This window comes from uncultured Caulobacter sp. (genome assembly GCF_947036865.1).
GTDB lineage: Bacteria > Pseudomonadota > Alphaproteobacteria > Caulobacterales > Caulobacteraceae > Caulobacter.
Map to the genome: position 1 here is coordinate 1 of NZ_CAMQSF010000015.1, position 22,440 is coordinate 22,440.

The window sequence follows — 22,440 nt, forward strand, 5'->3', positions numbered from 1 at the left end:
CCCCGCGCCGACGAGCGCGCCCGCTCGACCGCCCCTCGCCGCCACGTCCGGTCGCTGGCCAACGCGCCCTGTCCTCGCGACGAGGTGGGACGATTGTGCGGGCGAATTCGGCGCGGTGGATTGGGCGACGTGGAAAAGTGAGAAGCGGTTGACGTCGTTGGGTTCTGGATCGCCAACGCCGAGGATAGACGCCGCCCAATTCCCTTCCCCCTCGTGGGAGAAGGGCTCCGGTTCCCCCACGCGAACCCCGTCATCCCGCGCTTTATGCGCGGGACCCATGGTTCAGCTTCCACGCGAGCGCGAAGGTGATCTCCGCTCTTGCGGCGGACAAATGGGTCCCGCGCATAAAGCGCGGGATGACGGAGGATTTTCGGGGAGGCCGTCACGCGCCTTCTCGCCCCGAGACGGGAGCCATCCTTTCATCTCACGGCGAGACGATCGCAGGGCTGACCAAGTCACTCAAGGACGACGCTTCGCGTCGCCGCGACGCGGCCGGCGGAGCCGGTCCTTGACTGACTTGGTCAGCCCTGCACGCTGCAGCCTCCGAGAGATGTAAGGACGGGTCCGCGCGGGGGCGCGGGCAGACGACGCAGGTGACCGGATAGCGATTGATTAGATCGAAGGTCTACATAAATCGCCTAGCAAGCTCAGCCGCCTTCCGAGCCCCTTCAGCCTTCACCGTCGAGTCCCCTTCCCGCCAGTAAAGGTCCTCACCTACATACGATAGTTCAGCCTGAGGCTGCACAGTGATGACAATGAGACCAAGTCCGTAATATGTATTGTAATCAATACTGGAAAGAACCGAGTCCCTCAAAGCGGTTGAGAGTTGGCTATTTTTTATTCCATCTTTCCATTTTGAAAAATATGATTCAGTAGAAATCCCGAGCCGCTTAGCTTCTCTATTTACTCCAACAACGTATCGGGCACCTATTTTTACGGGCTCTACCCCATCTACTTCCTTAGCGCGGTTAGCGTGCTCCTCCTTATCGGTGACGCCAATTATGATCTTGCCCATTGATTTTGGGCCGTTGTTTGCAATTGCGCTAATCGTGCGAACAACCTTTTGGATCATATTAGGCTCTTCGCCGCCCGATGGTGCGAGTGTTAACAGGCCTTGTTTAAGTTCGTAATTTGCGAGCTCGATCTCTGAGCGCCTTATAACTGCATCGATATCGACCACAGTATGATTGGCGTAAATCTCCTTAGCGAGGTCGGTAGAAGCGGAGAAGAACGGCGCAATAAGACCCTTAATAGCGTCCACGTTCTTACGCCGCTCTTCGACAGATGTGGAACTCCTATCGGTGTTGATACGCCCAGAAAGCATATCCAACGCCTTACGGATACCGGCATAGTCGGATATCTTCTTACGTTCCTTGATGAACATTTCATGGAAAGCGATCATTATAATCGCAAATACAGACGAAAACGCATTGGTGCTCTTTCTTCCGTAAATTATATCACGTAGCTTCTCCCCGCCATTCACATTAGAAACTTTGAGAATTTCCTGCACGCAAAAACCAAATTCATCCGTAAGTTTCTCACTACCGTAGACCTCTAGAGCAGTGAGAACTCGGTCAGCCTCCTTACTGCCTTCAAGATATATTTCATCAAGGGCGTCTTTCGCCCGCTCGATCATTACGCCACCGACGATACAAGCAGCGATGTCAGCGATGCATTGCTCATCCATGCTATCCCGAAGGTCCGTAGACCTCAAAACACCCTGATTTACCCAAAAGACTTCATCAGCCTTGACCTCGTATCCATGACGAGTCTTCGGAAGGTCGATGCTTATGGATGGCATTGAGCTCAGCGGAAGAATATCCGACGATACGTCGCCGCGCAGCTTACAAGCGATATCACGCACAAGCGTCGAAAATTCATTTTGCACGCCAGCTTGACGCCGTTCTTGATCACTCAATCGATGACCATACGTGTTGATTCTATCAAAGACATCATTAACTTCAGCTTCAGACGCATTTCTCATGACTGAAAGCGCGAGCGAATAATCTAATATTGTTGATACCTGCTTTTGATTTAAATATTTTTCCCCCAATTCGGCCATAAATACCCCTGAAGCCGCATATCCTTTGGCAGTTGGAAAAAATTCTAAGTTAAAGAGCGAGCCCTCTTCTGTTGAGAATGACGTCTCTATGAATGAGAGTATAGCGTGAAGGCGCTGAAGGCCGTCGATAATCTCGTAAGAACCCGCCGCGTCCTCTTTCTCAGCAATGAGAATAGCGGGAATAGGGTATCTGTTGAGGATAGAGTCGATCAGCTTCTGCTTCTCTTCCAGGGTCCAGACTAATTTTCGCTGATAACGACGATTAACGAAAAGTCGATTTTCTCGGAACCAGTTGTACACGGACTGTATGGAGGTCGGTTGGGCAGCGAGATCCGCCATTGTTGCTCCGGTCCCTGCAGCGAGAGTTTATTGCTACATGCGTAACGATCACTTCCCTAAAGCTCAACCCTAGAATCTTCCGCCCCCCACTCCCCGCCCCATCCATCCCCGCAATCCCCAACCGCCCCGCCTCCCCAGCCGCCGCGAAGCGCCCTATATCCTTGAGCTGACCTTCACCACGCTTCGGACCCTTCCAGGCTTGTCCACCCAGTTCAGACTGCCGCTGGCCGCCGCGCCGACCTATGCGCGGGAGGACTTCGTCGTTTCGCCGAGCAACGCCGAGGCCGTCGCGGCGGTCGACGCCTGGCCGGACTGGCCCGAGGGAAGGCTGGCCCTGGTCGGGCCGGCGGGGTGCGGCAAGACGCATCTGGCGCGGGCCTGGGCGCGGGCCGTCGACGGCTTGGTGATCGAGGGCGACGCGGTGGTCGACCTGCCCGCCCTGCGCGGCCGGCCGGTGCTGGTCGAGGACGCCGACCAGCGGGCGGCGGGGCCGTTCGGCGAGACGCTGTTCCACATCCTCAACATGGCCGGGGTCGACGGCGGGACCGTGCTGCTGACCGGGCGGACCGCGCCGGTGGGCTGGGGGACGGCGGTGCCGGACCTGCGCTCGCGGCTGAACGCCCTGCCCGTGGCGACCCTGGCCGAGCCGGACGACGCGGTGCTGACGGCGGTGCTGCAACGAGCCTTCGCGGCCGACTACTGGAAGCCGGAGCCGGACTTCTACCCCTACCTCTTGTCGCGCCTGCCGCGCTCGGCGGCCGAGGTCCAGGCGATGGCGGCGCTGCTGATCGAGGCGGCGGCCGACGGGCGGCGGGCGATGACCAAGGCCCTGGCGCGCGAGGTGCTGGGGGATTTCGAGGGGGATGAGGACTAGGCGCGGGGGTGTCGGGTAAGGCGCCCGCCTCCAAGCGCCGTCTTCCCGGCGAATGCCGGGACCCAGATTCATCCCGAACAATTGGGGTGATCGCGCTCTTCGCCCGCGCCCGGGGCGCCAGGCGTCCAGACCATGATCTGGGCCCCGGCATTCGCCGGGGAGAACGGAAGAAGAAATCCCTGTCGTCACCGCGTCACCGGCTTCGTTCACCATCCGGAAGATTTCCGCGCTAGACTGGTTCGCATGACTGACGCCGCCGCCGCCCTGCCGACCGCCTCGATGGTTCCCGCCGCGCCCGAGATGCCCGCCTCGCCGCCGGGCCTGGTGCTGAACCCCGAGCTGATGGCCTCGCCCGAGCGGTTCTTCAACCGCGAGCTCTCGTGGCTGGCCTTCAACGAGCGGGTGCTGGAGGAGAGCGCCAATCCGCGCCACCCGCTGCTGGAGCGGCTGCGGTTTCTGTCGATCAGCGCCAACAACCTCGACGAGTTCTACATGGTCCGCGTGGCCGGCCTGAAGGGCCAGGTGCGCGAGGGCGTGCGGGTGATCAGCCAGGACGGCATGACGCCGGGCGAGCAGCTGGCGCGGCTGAACGCCTCGGCCGCCGAGCTGATGGGCGTGCAGCAGAAGATCTGGCGCCAGGTGCGCACCGAGCTGTGGGACGAGGGGCTGAAGCTGCTCGACGCCAAGGACATCGAGGGCGAGGACCGCAAGCGGGCCGAGGAGATCTTCCTGTCGCAGATCTTCCCGGTGATGACGCCGCTGGCGATCGATCCGGCCCATCCGTTCCCGTTCATCCCGAACCTGGGCTTCTGTCTGGCCTTGAAGTTGCGGCGCATCGCCGACGACAAGCACCTCTACGCCCTGGCCCCGATCCCCTCGCAGGTGCGCCGGTTCTGGGAGCTGTCGTCGGTGGTGACGCGCGGCCGCAAGCGCCAGCGCAAGATCGCGGCGCTGGAAAGCCTGATCATCCTGTTCCTGGAGCACCTGTTCCCCGGCTACGAGGTGGAAGGCCGGGGCCTGTTCCGCCTGATCCGCGACAGCGATCTGGAGGTCGAGGAAGAGGCCGAGGACCTGGTGCGCGAGTTCGAGGCGCGGCTGAAGAAGCGGCGCCTGGGCCGGGTGGTGCGGGTCAAGATCCAGACCACCATGCCGCCGGACCTGCGCGAGTTCATCATCGAGGGCCTGCGCGCCGAGCCCGAGGACGTGATCCTGGTCGACGGCAAGCTCGGTTTGGCCCAGATGTCGGAACTGATCCCGCCGGACCGTCCGGACCTGAAGTTCCCGCCGTTCAACGCCCGCTTCCCCGAGCGCATCCGCGACCACGGCGGCGACTGCTTCGCGGCGATCCGCGAGAAGGACATCCTGGTCCACCACCCGTTCGAGAGCTTCGACGTGGTGGTGCAGTTCATCCGCCAGGCGGCGCGCGACCCGAACGTGCTGGCGATCAAGCAGACGCTGTACCGCACCTCCAAGGACAGCCCGATCGTGGCGGCCCTGATCGAGGCGGCCGACAACGGCAAGAACGTCACGGCGCTGGTCGAGATCAAGGCCCGCTTCGACGAGGAGAATAACCTGAAGTGGGCGCGCGACCTGGAACGGGCGGGCGTACACGTGGTGTTCGGCTTCGTCGACTGGAAGACCCACGCCAAGCTGTCGGTGGTCGTGCGCCGCGAGGGCGAGGCCCTGCGGACCTACTGCCACTTCGGCACCGGCAACTATCACCCGCAGACGGCCAAGGTTTACACCGACCTGTCGCTGTTCACCTGCGACCCGGCCCTGGGGCGCGACGGCGGCAAGCTGTTCAACTTCATCACCGGCTACGCCCAGCCAGGAAGGCTGGAGAAGCTGTCGTTCTCGCCGATGACCCTGAAGCCGGATCTCCTGAAGATGATCGCGGCCGAGGCGGACAACGCCCGGGCGGGCAAGCCGGCGGGCATCTGGGCCAAGATGAACGCGGTGGTCGACCCGCAGATCATCGACGCCCTGTACGCGGCTAGCCAGGCCGGCGTGCAGATCGACCTCGTGGTGCGGGGTATCTGCTGCCTGCGGCCGGGGATCAAGGGGCTGTCGGAGAACATCCGGGTCAAGTCGATCGTCGGCCGCTTCCTGGAGCACGCTCGGATCGTGGCCTTCGCCAACGGCGCGGTGATGCCCAGCGCCCAGACGCGGGTGTTCATCAGCTCGGCCGACTGGATGCCGCGCAACCTGGACCGCCGCGTCGAGACCCTGGTCCCGGTCGAGAACCCGACCGTGCACCAGCAGGTGCTGGACCAGATCATGGTCGCCAACCTCAATGACGAGGCCCAGAGCTGGAAGCTGAACAGCGAGGGCGACTACGCCCGCGACGCCGGCTGGAACAGCAAGGGCGCCTTCTCGGCCCACGACTACTTCATGACCAATCCCAGCCTGTCGGGCCGCGGCCACGGGGCGCGCGACCTGCCGCGCGCCTTCGACCACGTGGGACCCAAGCGCAAGCGCTAGGCGGCGAAGGCGGCGCCCTTCGCGTTCATCCCCATGGAAAACGTCCCGGGGGTTGTCGCCGCCGCTTCCCCCGTCGCTCGAATAGGCTAAACCCAGCCCATGGTCTTCCCGGCGCCGCGCGACGCGGCCGTGATCGATATCGGCTCCAACTCGGTCCGCCTGGTGGTGTACCGGCTGGAGGGCCGCGCCATCTGGACGGTCTTCAATGAGAAGGTGCTGGCGGGTCTGGGCCGCGACCTGGGAGCCAGCGGCCGCCTGTCGCCGGACGGGGTGATCCAGACCCTGCAGGCCCTCAAGCGGTTCCGCGCCGTGCTGGAGGCGGTCAATCCCGCCGAGACCTTCGTGGTGGCCACCGCCGCCGCCCGCGAGGCCAAGGACGGCCGAGACTTCATCAACCGCGTGCGGGACGAGACGGGCTTCACCGTCCGGGTCCTCAGCGGCGAGGAAGAGGCCCACTACGCCGCCGTCGGCGTGCTGGCCGGCGCGCCGGACGCCGAGGGCGTGGTCGGCGACCTGGGCGGGGCCAGCCTGGAGCTCGTGCATCTCAGCGCCACCGGCGCCGGCAAGGGCGTGACCCTGCCGCTGGGCCCGTTCAGCCTGGCCGGACCGGGCGGCTTCGACGGCGAGCGCGTGCGCCGCCTGGCCCGCGAGCGCATCGCCCCGGTGGCCGCCGCCTTCCGCGCCGACACCTTCCACGCCGTCGGCGGCGCCTGGCGGAACCTGGCTTTGCTGCACATGCGGCTGTCGGGCTATCCGCTGCACGTGGTCCACCAGTACCAGATCGGCGCTGGCGAGGCCCTGGAGGCCGCCCGCCTGGTGGCCCACCAGTCCAAGAGCTCGCTGGAACGCATCGAGGGCATGAGCAAGAAGCGCTCGGAGACCCTGCCCTACGCCGCCGTGGTGCTGGAGAGCCTGATCGAGCAGCTTCACTTGAAGCGCATCGAGATCTCGGCGTTCGGGGTCCGCGAGGGCCTGCTGTTCGAGGCCATGCCGCCGCGTGTGCGCAGCCTGGACCCGCTGATCGAGGGCTGCTGGGCCCTGGGCCACCGCCAGGGCGTCGCCGACGACCTGGGGCCGGCCCTGGACGCCTGGATCACGCCGGCTTTCCGCGACCTGCCGCCGCTGTTCGGCGAGCGCGACGGCGTGCTGGTCTCGGCCGCCTGCCGCCTGGCCGATGTCGGCGCGCGCCTGCACCCGGACCATCGCGCCGACCTGGTCTATGAGCAGGTGCTACGCGCCCCGATCTCGGGCCAAAGCCACGCCGAGCGCTGCTTCCTGGCGGTGGCCGCCCATGCCCGCCACGCCACCAGCTTCAATCCGCCCGAGGCCGCCACCCTGGAACGGCTCCTGAGCCCGACCCAGCTGCGACGCGCGCGCGCCCTGGGGGCGACCATCCGCCTGGCCTGCGACCTCTCCGGGCGCAGCCCCAGCCTGCTGGCGCGCTCGCGGCTGACACTGGACAAAGCCCACCTGACCCTGGCCGCCGAGCCCGGCTTCGCCGACCTCTTGCTCGGCGAGCAGACGAGCAAAAGGGCGACGACCGCGGCGCAGCATCTGGGCTTGAAGCCAAGAATTATCGCCGAGTAAATACAGGTATTCCCAGCCCAATCGACATGCTTAACGGCTGCTGAATTTCCTCGATTTGAGTGGACTACGGGTTTCTACTGATCTTTCTCGGCGCTTGCGCACGGTTTGTTAGCCTTGCTTTCCTAGCGTGATCTCCAACAACAAGTGGAGGTCAGTGATGTTGAAGCGCAAGTTCGACTATCTGGACGCGATCGCCCCGGCCCCTCGGGCCCGCAAGCGCCCCGAGCTGCACGTCGCCAACGATCACGACGCGCCGGTGACCAGCGCCGCGCGCACCCTGCAGTCGGAACTGGGCCGCGTCTTCGCCCAGGAGAGCAGTTGGTCGGTCCGTCGCACCGTCGCGATCGGCGTGGTCTTCCACCTCGGCGTCTTCTGCGCCCTGGGCCTGGCCGCCGGCGGCGCGCTCACCGAACTGGCGCACCGGTAGGCCTCGGAAGGCTCCGCTCACCCCTGGCGGGCTGACGCGTCGTCGGCGCGCTCGCACGCCCTCGAGCGCGTCAATCCGACAGCGACTCCTCGCCGGCCCGCTCGCTGGCCTTGAGGTCCAGGAAGTCGGTGAAGGGCAGCTTGTAGACGCGGTCGAAGAACTCGCCCTGGAAGCGGAAAGGCAGATTGCCGTCGCTGTTCCACAGCATGACGATGCCGGTCTTGGTCGCCGGGTCGAACATCATGGTCGAGCGATAGCCGGAGACCCCGCCGCTGTGGCCGATCAGGCGGTGGCCCCTGTAGGTGAAGCTGCGCATGCCCAGGCCATAGGCCGGGTCCTTCAGCTCGCGGGCGATGTTGAGGCGGCCATAGGGACGGCCCGTGGCGACGCGCGGCCGCTGGACCGCGTCGAGCACGTCGGCGGGCAGCACCCGCGGCATCAGGCCCATCTGGGCCCGCATCCAGGCCGCCAGATCCAGGATCGTGGAATTGACCCCCGCCGCGCCCGGCACCCGGTAGTAGGCTTCGGACAACTTGAGCGGCCGGCGGTTGCGGTCGTGGGGCTTGGCCCAGCGCGCCGCCGAGGTGAGGCCGGCCTGGCCGATGGAGGCGCCGGTCATGCCCAGGGGCTCGAACAGCTTGGATTCGACGGTTTCGGCATAGGGCTGGCCCGTCCGGGCGCCGATGATCTCGGTGATCGTGTCGTAGGCGACGTTCTGGTAGCTGTGGCAGGTGCCGGGCGGGCAGACCGGCTTCAGAGTTCCCAGTGAACTTCGGATCCTGGCGGGATCGACGCCGTCCTCAAGCTGGCCGTCATAGGCGTTCTTGCCCAAGCCGGTGCGATGGGCGAGCAAATCCTCGACGGTGAGGGTGTTCTGGGCGTCGCCCGGCAGGCGCAGGCTGGTGTGGAAGTCGGCCAGCGGCTCCGTCAGCGAGAAGGCGCCGTTGGCCGCCAGGCGCGCGCTGAGCGTCGCCGACACCGTCTTGGACAGCGAGGCCCAGCGGAACACCGTGTGGGCGTCGACCGGCTGACCGCCGTCGCTGGACGTCAGGCCATAGCCGCGGACGAACGCGAGCCGGCCATGATCGACGACCGCCACGGCGAGCCCCTCCATCGAGCGGTCGGTCATCATCTCGCGCAGACGGGCGTCCAGAGCCGCGTAGTCGATGTCGCCATGCCAGTCCGACGGCTTGTCCGGGACGGGCTGGGTCACCTGCTGGACCGCCGAGGCCACGACCTTGGGCACGCTCTTGGTCTGGGTGATCGCGAAGACGCCGCCGACCAGCACGACGCCGACCGCGCCGACGGCGAGCCACTTCAGGCGACGACGCCTCTCCCACCGGCTGTGTTCCGCGATGCCCGACACGGCGCTTAAACTCTTGAAACCGAACCTGAAACGGAAGACGGCGAGTCGACCCGACCCGCCGTCTTGGTTCTAAAGGAGTTCATCGCCCGGAGGCGCCGAAAAAGAGGCCGGCGTCGACCGTCAGCCCGCTTTTGGCGCGCGACGGACCTCGACGACGCGGACCTTGGCGCCGTCCAGCACCAGGGCCAGCTCGCCGCGCTTGATCTTCAGGGCGTCGGCCCCGAAGGCGTCGCGCCGCCAGCCGGCCAGGGCCGGGGTGGTGGCGTTGTCGTCGGCGGCGATCTTCTCGAGATCCGAGACCGTGGCGATCAGCTTGGAGGCGACGCCCGCCTCCTCGGCCCGCGCCTTCAGCAGCACCTTGAGCAGTTCGACGACCGCGCCCGCGTTTTGGGGCGGCGGCGGACCGGGCTTGTCGACAACCGGCGCGTAGCCTTCCGGATCGGCCAGGGCCTCCTTGATCGCCGCCAAGAGGTCGGGGCCGAACTTGCTGCCGCCGAAGCCCTTGGGCACGCCGCGCAGGTTGTTCAGCGCCTCCAGCGAGGTCGGGGCCTGGGTGGCCAGCTCGTCGATCGCCTCGTCCTTCAGGATGCGGCCGCGCGGCTGGTCGCGGTTCTGGGCGGTGCGCTCGCGCCAGGCGGCCACCGCCTTGAACACGGCCAGGTACTTGGGCGCGGTCTTGCGCGGACGCAGGCGGCGCCAGGCCTTTTCCGGATCGACGTCATAGGCCGACGGATCGGAGATGGCGGTCATCTCCTCCTCGACCCAGGCCAGGCGGCCCGAGGTCTCCAAGCGCTCGCGCAGGGTCGGGAACAGCTTGGCCAGGTGCGTGACGTCGGCCAGGGCGTAGGACAGCTGGGCGTCGGTCAGCGGCCGGCGGGCCCAGTCGGTGAAGCGGCTGGACTTGTCGATCTCGATCCGCAGCATCTGGCGAACCAGGGCGTCATAGGCGATCTGCTCGCCGAAGCCCGCCGCCATGCCCGCCACCTGGGTGTCGAAAAGCGGCCTCGGCATGGCCTTCAGGTTGTTGAAGATCTCGACGTCCTGACGCGCGGCGTGGAAGACCTTCAGGATACGCTCGTCGCGCATGACCGCCAGCAGGGGCTCCAGGTCGATGTCGTCGGCCAGGGGGTCGATGACCGCCTCGTGCGTCGGCGACGCCACCTGGATCAGGCACAGCTTGGGCCAGTAGGTCGTCTCGCGCATGAACTCGGTGTCCACCGCGACGAAAGGCTCGCCCGTAAGCGCATTACAAAACGCCGCCAGCTCGGCGGTGGTGGTGATCGGCTTCATCCGCTGCTAATAGCCTCGCGCACCCCCGAGTCTGCAAGCGTCAAGACGCGCGTAGCGTGACCGGAAAGCAAATTTTTCCGCGTGTTCGGAGGATCGTGGCGACCTCCGATAGATTCAGAGCGAGCGAATGAGCGATCTGCCCAACGGCCTGACCTACGCCCAAGCGGGCGTCGACATCGACGCCGGCAACGCCCTGGTCGACGCGATCAAGCCGCTGGCCAAGGCCACGCGCCGCCCCGGCGCCGAGGCCAGCCTGGGCGGGTTCGGCGCGCTGTTCGACCTGAAGGCGGCCGGCTACGACGATCCGCTGCTGGTCACCACGACCGACGGCGTCGGCACCAAGCTGCGGATCGCCATCGACACCGGCATGCACGCCACGGTCGGGATCGATCTCGTGGCCATGTGCGTCAACGACCTGCTGGCCCAGGGCGCCGAGCCCTTGATGTTCCTGGACTATTTCGCCACCGGAAAGCTGGATGTCGAGACCGCCAAGAGCGTGGTGGCCGGCATCGCCGAGGGCTGCAAGCTGGCCGGGGCGGCCCTGGTCGGCGGCGAGACCGCCGAGATGCCGGGCATGTACGGCGACGGCGAGTATGATCTGGCGGGCTTCTCGGTCGGCGCCGTCGATCGCGACGACGTCCTGCCCAAGCTCGACAAGCAGCGGGCCGGCGACATCATCATCGGCCTCGGGTCCTCCGGTCCGCACTCCAACGGCTATTCGCTGGTGCGCCGGGTGGTCGAGCGCTCGGGCCTGGCCTGGGACGCCCCCTGCCCGTTCCCCGTTCCCGGCGAGGACGGCAAGACCCTGGCCGAGGCCCTGATGGCCCCGACCCGCATCTATGTGAAGTCGCTACTGCCCCTCCTTCAGTCGGGGCGTGTGAAAGGTGGGGCGCACATCACCGGCGGCGGCCTGATCGAGAACCCGCCGCGCGCCATCGCCGAGGGTCTGGTCGCCGAGTTCGACTGGAACGCCTGGGCCCTGCCGCCGGTGTTCGAATGGCTGGCGAAGGTCGGCGGCGTCTCCGAGCACGAGATGCGCCGCACGTTCAACTGCGGGGTCGGCTTCATCATCATCGTGGCCCAGGCCGACGCCGAGCCGGTGCTCGCGGCCCTGCTGAACGCGGGCGAGGAGGCGTTCATCTGCGGGCAGCTGGTGAAGGCCTAGCGCCTGAATTCCTCGCCCTTCGACAAGCTCAGGGTGAGGAATTCACCCGAGCGTCAATAGCCCTCACCCTGAGCTTGTCGAAGGACGAGGGCGGCTCCCCGGAAGAATTTCGCGTGACTCACAAGACCAAGGTCGCCGTCCTGATCTCCGGCCGAGGCTCCAACATGGAGGCGCTGGTCCGCGCCGCCCAGGCGCCGGACTGCCCGTTCGAGATCGCGCTCGTCGTCGCCAACAAACCCGAGTCGGCGGGCCTCGCCGTCGCCGCCGAGGCCGGGGTCGAGGCGTTGTGCGTCGACCAGAAGCTCTTCGGCAAGGACCGCGAGGCCCACGAGCGGGCGATCGACTCTGCCCTGCGCGCGCGCGGGATCGAGGTCATCGCCCTGGCCGGCTACATGCGAATCCTGACGCCGTTCCTGGTCGACGCCTGGACGGGGCGGATGCTGAACATCCACCCGTCCCTGTTGCCCGCCTATCCGGGCCTCGACACCCACGCCCGCGCCATCGCCGCTGGCGAGGTCGAGGCGGGCTGCACGGTCCACCTGGTCACGGCCGGCGTCGACGAGGGGCCGATCCTTGGCCAAGCCCGCGTGCCGATCCTGCCCGGCGACGATGAACACGCCCTGGCCGCGCGGGTGCTGGAACAGGAGCACAGGCTTTACGCCGAGACGCTGGCGGCGTTCGTACGGACGCTCTGACCGCGCCCTCGCGCATAAAGTCGCCGACCGTCGTCGTCTGAATTCAAGGTTGCCGCGTTGAGCCTGCACTGGGGCCTGCCGGACCGCGACCTTGCCGCTCGACATCGACGATCTGAACCGACTGCTGTTCCAGACCGAACAGGCGCGAAGGCTGCTGGTGGGCGACCGCCTGAGCCCGCATGGCCTGATGTTCGGCCAATGGCTCGCGCTGGACGCGCTGCACAAGGAGGGCCTGTCGTCGATGACGGCCCTGGCGGCGATGGTCGGCGTCGACCGCACCACCCTGACCCGCACGATCGACGGTCTGGTCGCCGCCGGTCATGTCGCGCGGGCGACGCCAGCGCGGGATCGCCGGCTGGTGCTGGTCGACCTGACCCCCTCGGGCCGAACGCTGACGGAAGCGGTGCAGGCCGATCTGGCCCAGACCCACGCCAGCGTCTTCGCGGGTTTGTCGCGCGCGGAGCTGGACCAGCTGTCAGTGCTTCTTGCGCGATCGTTGGCCCAGATCCGGCTGGCCGCCGGCGAGGGTCCGAGCCCCGAGGTCGGCGCCGGGGAGGATCGTCAGCGTCGAGGCGGTCCCCATGTCCTCGGCCATAAGCCGCGCCCCCGCCCGTAGGTCCAACTCGGCCAAGACTTGGCCGACCTCGTCGATGATCCGCATCCGCCACGGTCCGGGCTTGTCGAAGGCCTCGGGATAGTCGCGGATCAGGGCCGCGCCCAAGCGCGCCGCTTCCCGCGTGGCCTCGCCGAGGTCGCGCGCCAGAACGCCCTCCGGATCGGGGAAATGCTCGGGAGACACGACCTCGAGACGAAACCTTCGCATCACCAGGAGCTTCCGCTGCGTGTCGACGAAACGCCCCACGGCCTGAAAGGCGCCACGCGAAAACAAGGAGGGGTTGAAATCGCGCGGGATGACGCCTGGGCGCGACGGCCGGAGGGCGAGGGGCGCGACGGTCAGACCGATCGCCACCGCCGTTCGGTCCAGAGCCCCGCGCCCAGGACCACGATCACCGCCGGCCACAGCGCCAAGGCGCCCATCCGCAAGTAGCCGAGCGCCCCCAAGGCCCCGCCGCACGCCAAGCCGATCCACAGCAGCACATAGCGCCCCCAGTCGGCGGGCTGGCCGCCCGCCAAGGCGCCGGCGATACGCTGGCCGGCCTTGACGAGGGCGCCGGTCATGTAGGTCAGCCCCACCGCCACGTCGCCGCCGCGCTGGAAGACCGCGTTCTCGGCCCCCATGGCCAGCGCGACGGCCGTGACCCCCGCGGTGTCGAAACCCAGCGCCAGCAAGGTCGCGCCCGCGGCGAGCAGACACGCCTCGAGCAGCAGAACCGGCGATCGCCGGTTCTCCCCGAAAGCCCGCGCGGTCAAGGCGCCCAGGACGACGCCGCCGACGAAGGACACCACCAGGCTCAAGGCCGTCGCCGCCGCGACCCAGCGGCCCGTCGCCACCGCCACGCCCAGACGCGTGGAATTGCCGCTCATGAACGAGACGAAGAACCCGCCCAGCTTCAGAAAGCCGATCGCGTCGACATAGCCAGCCACGCCCGACAGCGCGACCGCGAGGATGACCTCCTGCTTCTGGTACTGGTTCACCGCGCGCCCCGGCGACAAAAGAAAACGGCCGGATCGTCACCGATCCGGCCGCTCTTCGTCACTCGAAAAGTCGAGCTGAAATCAGCCGACGATCTCGTCCTCGGTGAAGAACTGTTCGATCTCGATCTTGGCGTTGTCGAGGCTGTCCGAGCCGTGGACCGAGTTCTCGCCGATCGACAGGGCGAACTGCTTGCGGATCGTGCCTTCGGCGGCGTTTTCCGGGTTCGTGGCGCCCATGACTTCGCGGTACTTGGCCACGGCGTTGTCGCCTTGCAGGACCTGCACGACGACCGGCTCGGCGGTCATCTGCGAGACCAGCTCGCCGTAGAACGGACGCTCGGCGTGGACTTCGTAGAACTTCTTGGCCTGAGCTTCCGTCAGCTTGACGCGACGCTGGGCGACGATGCGCAGGCCGGCGGCCTCGATCACCGCGTTGATGGCGCCGGTCAGGTTGCGACGGGTGGCGTCCGGCTTGATGATCGAGAAGGTGCGTTCGGTCACGAGAGGTCTCACAGAAGAGTTGTGAATTGGAAGGTTGCGGGCTTATAGCCGGGCGCCCCGCCCCCGCCAACCCCGACGCGTAACCTTCACAAAATGCTGCAGATCAACGACCTGACCTTCGACGCGTGGGGCCGGCGGTTCTTCGATCACGCCAGCGTCAGCCTGCCGCCCGGCGCCAAGGTCGGGCTGATCGGCCGCAACGGCGTGGGCAAGTCGACCCTGTTCAAGCTGATCCTGGGCCACCTGCCCGTCGGCGACGACGAGATCAGCCTGCCCAAGACCGCGCGGATCGGCTCGGTCGATCAGGAGCATCCGGCCACGCCGGTCTCCCTGCTGGACACGGTGCTGGAGGCCGACGAGGAACGTCACGCCCTGATGACCCGGCTGGAAACCGCCAATCCCGAGGAGATGGGCGAGATCTGGGCCCGGCTGATCGAGATCGACTCCGACTCCGCCCCGGCCCGGGCGTCCGAGATCCTGGCGGGTCTCGGCTTCTCGCAGGACGACCTTTCCCGGCCGATGAGCGAGTTCTCCGGCGGCTGGCGGATGCGCGTGGCCCTGGCCGCGGCGCTGTTCGCCGAGCCCGACATGCTGCTGCTGGACGAACCGACCAACTATCTCGACTTGGAAGGCGCCCTGTGGCTGGAGGCCCGCCTTCAGAAATATCCGCACACCGCCCTGATCGTCAGCCACGACCGCGAACTGCTGAACAACAGCTGCACCCACATGCTGCACCTGGCCGGCGGCAAGCTGGAGCTCTATGTGGGCGGCTACGACGACTTCGAAAAGCGCCGGGCCGAGAAGGCCCGCCTGCAGCTGTCGGCCAAGGCCAAGCAGGACGCCGAGCGCGCCCACCTGCAAGCCTTCATCGACCGCTTCAAGGCCAAGGCCTCGAAGGCCGCCCAGGCCCAGTCGCGGATGAAGCGCCTGGCCAAGATGGAGCCGGTGGCCACGACGATCGAGGAGCGCGTCGCGCCCTTCACCCTGCCCTCGCCGCCCAAGCCCCTGCCCCCGCCGCTGATCCGGCTGGAAAAGGCCAGCGTCGGCTACGAGCCGGGCCGACCGATCCTGAAGAACCTGAACCTACGCATGGACCTCGACGACCGCATCGGTCTGCTGGGCGTCAATGGCGCGGGCAAGTCGACCTTCGCCAAGATGATCGCCGGGGCCCTGGGCGTGCAGGCCGGCGAATTCCACCGCGACAAGAAGATGAAGGTCGGCTGGTTCCACCAGCACCAGATCGAGGCGATGGATCCCAACGACACGCCGCTGGAGATCATCCGCCGCGCCATGCCCGAGGCCTCGGAAAGCTCGCGGCGCTCGAAGCTGGCCCAGTTCGGCCTGGGGTTCGAGAAGCAGGAGACCAAGGTCGACAGCCTGTCGGGCGGCGAGCGGGCGCGCCTGCTCTTGAACCTCGTGGCGATGGACGCGCCGCACATGCTGATCCTCGACGAGCCGACCAACCACCTGGACATCGACTCGCGACGGGCGCTGCTGGACGCGCTGAACGACTATATGGGCGCGGTGATCCTGATCACCCACGACCGTTCGCTGATGGAGCTGGTCGCCGACCGCCTGTGGCTGGCGGCCGACGGGATGGTCAAGCCGTTCGACGGCGACATGGACGACTATGCCCGCTTCGTGCTGGAGCGGGCCAAGCAGGCGGTCAAGCCGACCCAGGTGGCGCGCGAGCACGTCGCCGCCGCCCCGGCCCCGAGGAAGACGGCCGTGGAGCCGCTGCGCCGCAAGGTCGAGGCGGCCGAGCAGGTGATGAACCGGCGGACGCGCGACCTGGCCGAGCTCGAGGCCCTGCTGAACGATCCGGACCTCTATGTGAAGACGCCGGCCAAGGTTCCGGAGCTGACCAAGCGGCGCGACAACGCCCGCGCCAAGCTCGACGAGGCCGAGGAAGCCTGGATGGCGCTGGCCGAGGAACTGGCGGAGGCGGAGGCTTAGCTTAGACTCCCGCCTCCCCGGCGAATGCCGGGGCCCAGATGGAAAAGCGCGGCGATGAACGCCAAAGAACATGGCGCTCTTCCCGCCAACCCAGCGCCCTGGGATCTGGGTCCCGGCATTCGCCGGGAAATCGGAATGGCGCCGCCCCAAGGTTTACGGTGAACATCCGCTAAACCATGTCGCTTAGCGCTTCCGCGACAGGTCGGGGCGCAGGATGGGCGTCATGAGTACGCCCGCCCACCCTCGCAACCACGTCGTGGCCAATCCGGAAGGCCTGTCCGCGCAGGTCGTGCTGGAGTCGTTCGCCACCTGGGTGAACGCCCGGATCGGCGAGGCCATGCGCATCGAGATGGACCTGGCGTTCCGCGACCGTCCGTTCGACATCGAGGTGGGGCGCCAGCCGGCTCTGGTCGGTTGGGAGCACCGCTTCATCCAGCCCGGCGCCGCCGCGCCGAAAGGCAAGATGTGGACCGTCTATCGCCTGCATGATCAAGTGGACCGCCCCGCCCGCCTGCCCCAATCGGGCGATCTGGTCGAGGACTTGACGCCGCTGATGGGCGAGCTCGGCTATCTGGGCGTGTTCGAGGACGGCGTGGCCATGTTCCCGGGCCTGGGCAAGCGCTAGACCGTGATAGCCGGAAGTGTGAGCGGTTTCAGCGTCCAGGGCGCTCTAAAGGTTTGAAATCGAGCCTTTTTATCTGTCTCGAATGATCCCATTCGAGACAGACAGGCTCTAGGAGCCCCGCTTGCGGCGCTCGCCCCCGTCGTCGAGCGAGCGGATGTAGGCGGTGACGTCGGCGATCTGCGTCGAGGTCATGGTCTTGGGCGGCATGGCGTAGTGGCCGACCTTGGCGATCGCCTCCAATTCCCAGTCCAGGCGATAATCGGCGTACTTGCGCGCCACCTCGCCGAAGGTCGGGGCGCCGAGCCGAGGGCTGACCCCATCCTTGGCGACCGCGTGGCAGGTCGAGCATTCCTTGCGCGCGAAGGCGCCGCCCGCCGCCGGATTTCCGGACAAGCCGCCGGGGCGTTCCGCCGTTTGGGCGACGGCCGAGCCCGCCAGCATCGTGGTGATCGTCAGGGTCAGGATCCATCGCCGCATGGTCGCCTCCATCGCGGTCAGGATGCGCCCGCGCGGCCCGCCCGACCATCCGGGAGACTGCTTAGGCCGTCGCCGCGCTCGGCGCCTCCAGGGCCTCGGCCAAGGTCGACAACAGCGACGCCACCGTCAGCGGCTTGGGCGTCGCGCCGCTGAACACCGGATCCAAGGGACCCAGGCGAACGTCGGCCGAGAAGGCGATGATCGGGGCGTCGGCGCTGGGTCCGCGCTCGGCGCGGATGCGCTGGGCGGCCGAGACGCCGTCCAGGCGCGGCATGCGAAGATCCATCAGAATGGCGTCATAGGACGCGGCCGCGGCGGCGGCGACGCCCTCCTCCCCATCCCGCGCCTCGACGACCTCGACCCCGACCGCCTCCAGCACCGACCGGACCAGCTCGCGATTGCCGGCGTTGTCGTCGACGACCAGAACGCGGCAGCCGGGAGGCGGCAGCGGAACCTCGGCCAGGTCGCCGCCCTCGTCGTCGCGCTCCTCCGCCGGGGCCGGCGCGGGTATATCGAACCAGAAGCGAGCGCCCTTGCCCGCCTCGCTCTCGACGCCGATCTCGCCGCCCATCAGCTCGACGAGACCATGCGAGATGGCCAGGCCCAGCCCCGTGCCGCCGTGCTGACGATTGAGAGCGGCGTCGATCTGGGAGAAGCGGCCGAAGATCAGCGCCTGATCCTCGGCGGCGACGCCCGGTCCCGTGTCGGTGACGGCGATCCGCAGACGGTTTTCCTGGTGGGCGGCGATCACCCCCACGCTGCCCGCCGCGGTGAACTTCACGGCGTTGCCGATCAGATTGACGATCACCTGCCGCACGCGTTCGGGATCGAGCATCAGCAAGGGCGGCAGGGCCGACAGGTCCTCGGCGGCCAGGATCAGGCCCTTGGCGCGGGCCTCGGGCTCGACGATCTCCAGCACCTCGGCGATGAGCTCGGCGATCGCCGTCGGCCGAAGGTTCAAGTCCAGTCGCCCGGCCTCCAGGCGCGAGAAGTCCAGAATGTCGTTGATGGTGGTCAACAGGGTCCGGCCGCCCGCGGCGATGCGGCCGAGATAACGTCGGGCGCGCGGCGACAGGTCCCGCTCCTCGGCGGCGAGGTTGGCGAAGCCGATCACGGCGGTGAGCGGCGTGCGCAGCTCATGACTCATATTGGCGAGGAACTCGCTCTTGACGGCGGCGGCCGCCTCGGCCTCGGCGCGCGCGGCGCGCAGGTCCATCTCCAAGGTCTTGCGCGCGGTGATGTCCCGAATGATGTCGGTGATGCCCGACGGTTCGCCCGAGACGGGGTCGAACGCCAGGGTGGGTCGCGACTCGAGCCAGATCATGACCCCGTCCTGGCGGAACGCGCGAAATTCGATGATCTTGGCCGGCGGCGGCGTTGAGCCCTTGATCGCCGCGCGCTGCGCGTCCACGACCGCGCGGATCGCCGGTCGATCCTCGGGATGCAAGGTCTTCACATAGCCCTCGCCCAGCAGCTCCGACGGCGCATAGCCGAGGATCGCGCGCGCGGCCGGAGAGATGTAGGTCATCTGGCCCCGCAGATCGCTATGGGCGATGATATCCAGCGCGCTCTCGGCCAGCAGGCGATAGCGGGCCTCGCTGCGCTTCATCGCCGCGCCGGTGTCGACCAGCTCGGCCATGATGGCGCGGCGCTGACGCTGCATCGCGGCCACCGGCAGGCTGACGAAGATCGACAAGGCCAGAAAGATCTGCAGCACGGTCGACTGGGCGCCGCCGTCGGGCCCGATCAGTTGAATGGGTCCCGTTCCGGCCATGGTCAGCGGCACGGCGATCATCGCCACCAGGACCACGGCCAGGGCCGCGCCCACGACCTCCTGACGCCAGGCCGCCAGCAGCATGGCCGGCGGCACGAGGAAGAGGAGCGGATAGCGGCTCTGGCCGAACACCAGGGCCGTGACCAGGCCGCAGAACAGGATCGACAGCAAGCCGTCGCGCTTCAACGGACGTTCGCGCAGATAGGCCGGCGCGCGGATCAGCACCAGCAGGCAGGGCGTGACGGTCAGCATGCCCAGCAGGTCGCCGAGCGTCCAGTTGACCGCGTTCGCCAGCGGATCCCCGCCCCGCAAGAGCGTATGGATCAGCGCGGCGGGCGGCGCGGCGATCAGCGGCGCGGCGATGCCGCCCACGATGACGAAGGCCAGCATGTCGCGCGGACGCCCCAGGTCGATCGCCTCGCCGGTGACGCGTCGAACGGCGTAAGCGGCGAGCCAGGCCTGGATCACGTTGGCAGGCACCAGCAGCGCGATCGTGGCCGGCGCGTCGCCCGCGTGGGCCGCGGCCGCGACGCCGCCCACCAGCCCGGCGATCAGCAGGACGGGCCAGCGGCGGCCCGGCGAGGCCAGGAGCAAGGCGGCGAGGAAGCCGTTGCCCAGCCAGATCGGCGTCACCTGGCCGTAGGCTCTCGGAACCTCGACGCACAGATAGGCCAGCAAGGCGACGCCGACGGCGGCGGCGCCGCCGATCGACAGCGTCTTGGCCCAGTCCTCGCGCGGCGCGAATCCGATCGGGTCGTCGTCCATGCTTCAAACCAGCCGGTCGGAAGCGGCCGGCCGAGTCTTTATTTCACCTCACCGCGCGAGAGGCCAGAAGAGCTTGAGCATGGCGCGGCCTCAGCCGCATTTGACCTCCTGGACGACGCCGGTGTCGGCGTTGAACAGGATGTTCAGGCGATCGGCGCGATAGTCCATGGTCACCGGGCAGGTCGTGCAGGCCACCCGCCAGCGCGACGGGTCGACCGGCGCCGGAAGGCTGGTGCGCGGCTTGCCGACGAAAGCCCGGGCCTCCTTGAGGCCGCACTGGTCCTTGGGCTCCTCGTTGACGCCGCGCGGCGGCGCGGGCGGCAGCGCGATGGCGGGCGGCGCGGTCGGGGTGGTCGGCGGCGGAGGCGGCGCGGGCTCGGGCGCGGGCGAACTCGAGCAGCCGGCCAAGAGCACCGCTAAAACAAGACCTTGCGCCGCGCGCCTCATGCCTGCTTCTCCCAACCGCGTTCGGCGCCCTGGCGCCAGTAGGACACCGGATGACCCGCCTTCTTGAACAGGGACCACCGACCGCGCGCCTGGGCGAGCGCCTGATCGTCCTTGCCGTCGAACAGCAGGATGCAGCGCGAAACCCCTGAAAGATCGCCAGGTTCTGCCCCGTCGATGAGGAAGAGCGCGTCGCCGGCGTTGGGGTTCCCGGCCTCGGCGGTCAGCAGCACCGGCTGCCGTTCGGCCATCGGCTCGCTCGAGAGGCCGTGCGGCAGGAAGCTGTCCTCGCGCCAGGTCCACAGGTGCTGGTCCAGAGCCTCCAGCCGCCGCGGGTCGCCGCCGCGCACCAGCGCCTTCCAGCCCCGCCCCAAGGTCTTCTCCAGAAGCTCGGGCAGCACCTGTTCCAGCGACGAGCGCTCCAGGTGATAGAACCAGACCTCGCAGGGCGCGGCGGCGGTCATGCTCAGCCTTCGTAGGCGTCGGCCACGAGGCGGTTGAGCAGGCGCACGCCGAAGCCGACCGCGCCGTCCGGGACGGTCGGATCCGCGGACGGCTTCTTCCAGGCGACCGAGGCGATGTCGAGGTGCGCCCACGGCACGCCGTTGACGAACTTCTGCAGGAACAGGGCCGCCGTGATCGAACCGGCCGGACGGCCGCCGATGTTCTTCATGTCGGCGATGGGGCTTTCGATCTGCTTCTCGTAGGCGGCCGGCAGCGGCAGTCGCCACAGAGTCTCGCGCTCGGCCTTGCCCGCAGCGAGAAGTTTTTCCGACAAGCCATCGTTATTGCTGAACAAACCGGCGTAGTCATGACCCAGCGAGATGATGATCGCGCCGGTCAGGGTGGCCAGGTCGATCATGAACTTGGGCTTGAAGCGGTCCTGGCAGTACCAGAGCGCGTCGGCCAGCACGAGGCGGCCCTCGGCGTCGGTGTTGATGACCTCGATCGTCTGGCCCGACATCGAGGTGACCACGTCGCCGGGGCGCTGGGCGTTACCGTCCGGCATGTTCTCCACCAGGCCCAGAATCCCGATGGCGTTGACCTTGGCCTTGCGGCCGGCCAGGGCGTGCATGACGCCGGTCACGGCGGCGGCGCCGCCCATGTCCCACTTCATGTCCTCCATGCCGTCGGCGGGCTTGATCGAGATGCCGCCGGTGTCGAAGCATACGCCCTTGCCGACGAAGGCGACGGGCTGGGCCGAAGGGTCGGGCGCGCCCAGCCACTTCATGATGACGAGCTGGCTCTCGCGAACGCTGCCCTGCCCCACGCCCAGCAGGCTGCCCATGCCGAGCTCGGCCATCTCCGCCTCGCCCAGGATCTCCACCTCGAGGCCAAGGCTTTCGAGGCTCTTGGCGCGGGCGGCGAATTCCTCCGGGTGCAGGATATTGGCGGGCTCGGAGACGAGGTCGCGGCTGAAGACGATGGCGTCGGCCAGGGCCGCCAAGGGCTCATAGGCCTTCTGGGCCTTGACCGGATCGGCGGCGGCGATCTTGACCAGGGTGACCGACGGCTTCTTCTCGGCCTTTTCGGTGGTGCGATACTTGTCGAAGCGATAGGCGGCCAGGCGGGCGCCGAAGGCGGCGCGGGCGGCGCTCTCGGCGTCGGCGCCGAGCTTGAGCACCAGTTCCGACACCCCCGTGGTCTTCACGGCCTGGTAGGCGGCGGCGGCGGCGGTCTCGACGGCCTCTGGCTCCACCGCGCCCGAGCCGTCGACGCCGACCAGCACGACGCGCGCGGCTTCCAGGCCGTGCGGCGCGACGAGGTCCAGCGTCTGGCCCTTGGCGCCGGTGAAACGCCCCCCGGCGATGGCGCGGGCCAGGGCCCCGCCGGTGGCCTCGTTGGCCGCCCGCGCCTCGGGCGAGAGGGCCGCGCCCTCGTGAGCCAGGACCGCCAGCGCGGCGTTGGCGCCGGCCTGGGTGTCGACGGGGACGAACTCGATACGCATGCCGCGCTCCTGATTTTTTCGACCGTTCGCGGACGCGTCGCGACGGCGCGACCGCTTGCTTCGACTAG

Annotated in this window: 19 protein-coding genes and 1 pseudogene; 10 read left to right on the forward strand and 10 right to left on the reverse strand. The window is 67.6% G+C overall.

Features of this window, described 5'->3' with window-relative positions:
* Window positions 1–277: 277 nt before the first annotated feature.
* Window positions 278–367 (forward strand): annotated as a pseudogene (locus Q0V34_RS10410) (hypothetical protein); the annotation flags it as partial.
* Between the two features lie 258 nt (window positions 368–625).
* Here Q0V34_RS10410 and Q0V34_RS10415 read toward each other — a convergent pair.
* The gene (locus tag Q0V34_RS10415; RefSeq protein WP_297511419.1) at window positions 626–2,401 is read right to left on the reverse strand and encodes a DUF262 domain-containing protein; all 1,776 of its coding nucleotides are present in this window, start codon (window positions 2,399–2,401) and stop codon (window positions 626–628) included.
* Window positions 2,402–2,600: 199 nt separating this feature from the next.
* Here Q0V34_RS10415 and Q0V34_RS10420 point away from each other — a divergent pair, with 199 nt between their 5' ends.
* The 4 genes from Q0V34_RS10420 to Q0V34_RS10435 all read left to right on the forward strand — a co-directional run bounded on the left by Q0V34_RS10420 (window position 2,601) and on the right by Q0V34_RS10435 (window position 7,770).
* Entirely contained in the window at window positions 2,601–3,275 is a 675-nt protein-coding gene (locus Q0V34_RS10420; RefSeq protein ID WP_297511421.1) for a chromosomal replication initiator DnaA, read from the forward strand.
* 243 nt (window positions 3,276–3,518) lie between these two features.
* Window positions 3,519–5,756, forward strand: coding sequence for an RNA degradosome polyphosphate kinase (locus Q0V34_RS10425; RefSeq protein WP_297511423.1), 2,238 nt, complete (start codon window positions 3,519–3,521; stop codon window positions 5,754–5,756).
* A 99-nt stretch (window positions 5,757–5,855) separates the two neighbouring features.
* A complete protein-coding gene (locus tag Q0V34_RS10430; protein ID WP_297511425.1) occupies window positions 5,856–7,343 on the forward strand; it encodes a Ppx/GppA phosphatase family protein in 1,488 nt (495 codons plus the stop codon).
* A 154-nt stretch (window positions 7,344–7,497) separates the two neighbouring features.
* The gene (locus tag Q0V34_RS10435; protein WP_297511427.1) at window positions 7,498–7,770 is read left to right on the forward strand and encodes a hypothetical protein; all 273 of its coding nucleotides are present in this window, start codon (window positions 7,498–7,500) and stop codon (window positions 7,768–7,770) included.
* 70 nt (window positions 7,771–7,840) lie between these two features.
* Here the strand turns inward: Q0V34_RS10435 and Q0V34_RS10440 are convergent, their stop codons facing one another.
* Both Q0V34_RS10440 and rnd read right to left on the reverse strand, forming a co-directional pair.
* A complete protein-coding gene (locus Q0V34_RS10440; RefSeq protein WP_297511429.1) occupies window positions 7,841–9,136 on the reverse strand; it encodes a serine hydrolase in 1,296 nt (431 codons plus the stop codon).
* Between the two features lie 120 nt (window positions 9,137–9,256).
* The gene (gene rnd, locus Q0V34_RS10445) at window positions 9,257–10,426 is read right to left on the reverse strand and encodes a ribonuclease D (RefSeq protein ID WP_297511431.1); all 1,170 of its coding nucleotides are present in this window, start codon (window positions 10,424–10,426) and stop codon (window positions 9,257–9,259) included.
* Window positions 10,427–10,553: 127 nt separating this feature from the next.
* Between rnd and purM the strand changes: the two genes are divergently transcribed.
* The 3 genes from purM to Q0V34_RS10460 all read left to right on the forward strand — a co-directional run bounded on the left by purM (window position 10,554) and on the right by Q0V34_RS10460 (window position 12,902).
* Window positions 10,554–11,591, forward strand: coding sequence for a phosphoribosylformylglycinamidine cyclo-ligase (gene purM / locus Q0V34_RS10450; protein ID WP_297511433.1), 1,038 nt, complete (start codon window positions 10,554–10,556; stop codon window positions 11,589–11,591).
* A gap of 113 nt (window positions 11,592–11,704) precedes the next feature.
* On the forward strand, window positions 11,705–12,286 hold the full coding sequence (gene purN, locus Q0V34_RS10455) for a phosphoribosylglycinamide formyltransferase (RefSeq protein WP_297511435.1): 582 nt from the start codon (window positions 11,705–11,707) through the stop codon (window positions 12,284–12,286).
* 91 nt (window positions 12,287–12,377) lie between these two features.
* Complete coding sequence (locus Q0V34_RS10460) at window positions 12,378–12,902, forward strand: MarR family winged helix-turn-helix transcriptional regulator (protein ID WP_297511437.1); 525 nt, start codon at window positions 12,378–12,380, stop codon at window positions 12,900–12,902.
* A gap of 338 nt (window positions 12,903–13,240) precedes the next feature.
* Here Q0V34_RS10460 and Q0V34_RS10465 read toward each other — a convergent pair whose 3' ends face one another.
* Window positions 13,241–13,882 carry a YoaK family protein gene (locus tag Q0V34_RS10465; protein WP_297511439.1) on the reverse strand — a complete coding sequence of 214 codons (642 nt, stop codon included), beginning with the start codon at window positions 13,880–13,882 and terminating at the stop codon, window positions 13,241–13,243.
* A gap of 81 nt (window positions 13,883–13,963) precedes the next feature.
* Window positions 13,964–14,383 (reverse strand): nucleoside-diphosphate kinase, encoded by a 420-nt coding sequence (gene ndk / locus Q0V34_RS10470; RefSeq protein ID WP_297511442.1) that lies wholly within the window; start codon window positions 14,381–14,383, stop codon window positions 13,964–13,966.
* A gap of 93 nt (window positions 14,384–14,476) precedes the next feature.
* Between ndk and Q0V34_RS10475 the strand changes: the two genes are divergently transcribed.
* Both Q0V34_RS10475 and Q0V34_RS10480 read left to right on the forward strand, forming a co-directional pair.
* Window positions 14,477–16,339 carry an ABC-F family ATP-binding cassette domain-containing protein gene (locus Q0V34_RS10475; RefSeq protein WP_297511444.1) on the forward strand — a complete coding sequence of 621 codons (1,863 nt, stop codon included), beginning with the start codon at window positions 14,477–14,479 and terminating at the stop codon, window positions 16,337–16,339.
* Between the two features lie 223 nt (window positions 16,340–16,562).
* Window positions 16,563–16,964 carry a hypothetical protein gene (locus Q0V34_RS10480; RefSeq protein ID WP_297511446.1) on the forward strand — a complete coding sequence of 134 codons (402 nt, stop codon included), beginning with the start codon at window positions 16,563–16,565 and terminating at the stop codon, window positions 16,962–16,964.
* A 108-nt stretch (window positions 16,965–17,072) separates the two neighbouring features.
* Here Q0V34_RS10480 and Q0V34_RS10485 read toward each other — a convergent pair whose 3' ends face one another.
* The 5 genes from Q0V34_RS10485 to Q0V34_RS10505 form a co-directional block, all read right to left on the reverse strand.
* Window positions 17,073–17,441, reverse strand: a complete 369-nt coding sequence (locus Q0V34_RS10485; RefSeq protein ID WP_297511448.1) for a cytochrome c — start codon at window positions 17,439–17,441, stop codon at window positions 17,073–17,075.
* A 61-nt stretch (window positions 17,442–17,502) separates the two neighbouring features.
* Window positions 17,503–19,980, reverse strand: coding sequence for an MASE1 domain-containing protein (locus Q0V34_RS10490; protein WP_297511450.1), 2,478 nt, complete (start codon window positions 19,978–19,980; stop codon window positions 17,503–17,505).
* A gap of 90 nt (window positions 19,981–20,070) precedes the next feature.
* Complete coding sequence (locus Q0V34_RS10495; protein WP_297511452.1) at window positions 20,071–20,427, reverse strand: peptidase inhibitor I78; 357 nt, start codon at window positions 20,425–20,427, stop codon at window positions 20,071–20,073.
* Window positions 20,424–20,888 (reverse strand): DNA polymerase III subunit chi, encoded by a 465-nt coding sequence (locus Q0V34_RS10500; RefSeq protein WP_297511454.1) that lies wholly within the window; start codon window positions 20,886–20,888, stop codon window positions 20,424–20,426. Before Q0V34_RS10500 ends, Q0V34_RS10495 begins: the two co-directional genes overlap by 4 nt.
* 2 nt (window positions 20,889–20,890) lie before the next feature.
* Complete coding sequence (locus Q0V34_RS10505) at window positions 20,891–22,372, reverse strand: leucyl aminopeptidase (protein ID WP_297511455.1); 1,482 nt, start codon at window positions 22,370–22,372, stop codon at window positions 20,891–20,893.
* Between the last annotated feature and the right edge of the window lie 68 nt (window positions 22,373–22,440).

Excerpts from the sequence above, each read along its gene's own strand:
- Q0V34_RS10415 (WP_297511419.1), bottom strand. The coding sequence starts at position 2,401 with ATGGCGGATCTCGCTGCCCAACCGACCTCCATACAGTCCGTGTACAAC.
- Q0V34_RS10425 (WP_297511423.1), top strand. The coding sequence starts at position 3,519 with ATGACTGACGCCGCCGCCGCCCTGCCGACCGCCTCGATGGTTCCCGCC.
- Q0V34_RS10430 (WP_297511425.1), top strand. The coding sequence starts at position 5,856 with ATGGTCTTCCCGGCGCCGCGCGACGCGGCCGTGATCGATATCGGCTCC.
- rnd (WP_297511431.1), bottom strand. The coding sequence starts at position 10,426 with ATGAAGCCGATCACCACCACCGCCGAGCTGGCGGCGTTTTGTAATGCG.
- purM (WP_297511433.1), top strand. The coding sequence starts at position 10,554 with ATGAGCGATCTGCCCAACGGCCTGACCTACGCCCAAGCGGGCGTCGAC.
- Q0V34_RS10475 (WP_297511444.1), top strand. The coding sequence starts at position 14,477 with ATGCTGCAGATCAACGACCTGACCTTCGACGCGTGGGGCCGGCGGTTC.
- Q0V34_RS10480 (WP_297511446.1), top strand. The coding sequence starts at position 16,563 with ATGAGTACGCCCGCCCACCCTCGCAACCACGTCGTGGCCAATCCGGAA.
- Q0V34_RS10485 (WP_297511448.1), bottom strand. The coding sequence starts at position 17,441 with ATGCGGCGATGGATCCTGACCCTGACGATCACCACGATGCTGGCGGGC.
- Q0V34_RS10490 (WP_297511450.1), bottom strand. The coding sequence starts at position 19,980 with ATGGACGACGACCCGATCGGATTCGCGCCGCGCGAGGACTGGGCCAAG.
- Q0V34_RS10495 (WP_297511452.1), bottom strand. The coding sequence starts at position 20,427 with ATGAGGCGCGCGGCGCAAGGTCTTGTTTTAGCGGTGCTCTTGGCCGGC.
- Q0V34_RS10500 (WP_297511454.1), bottom strand. The coding sequence starts at position 20,888 with ATGACCGCCGCCGCGCCCTGCGAGGTCTGGTTCTATCACCTGGAGCGC.
- Q0V34_RS10505 (WP_297511455.1), bottom strand. The coding sequence starts at position 22,372 with ATGCGTATCGAGTTCGTCCCCGTCGACACCCAGGCCGGCGCCAACGCC.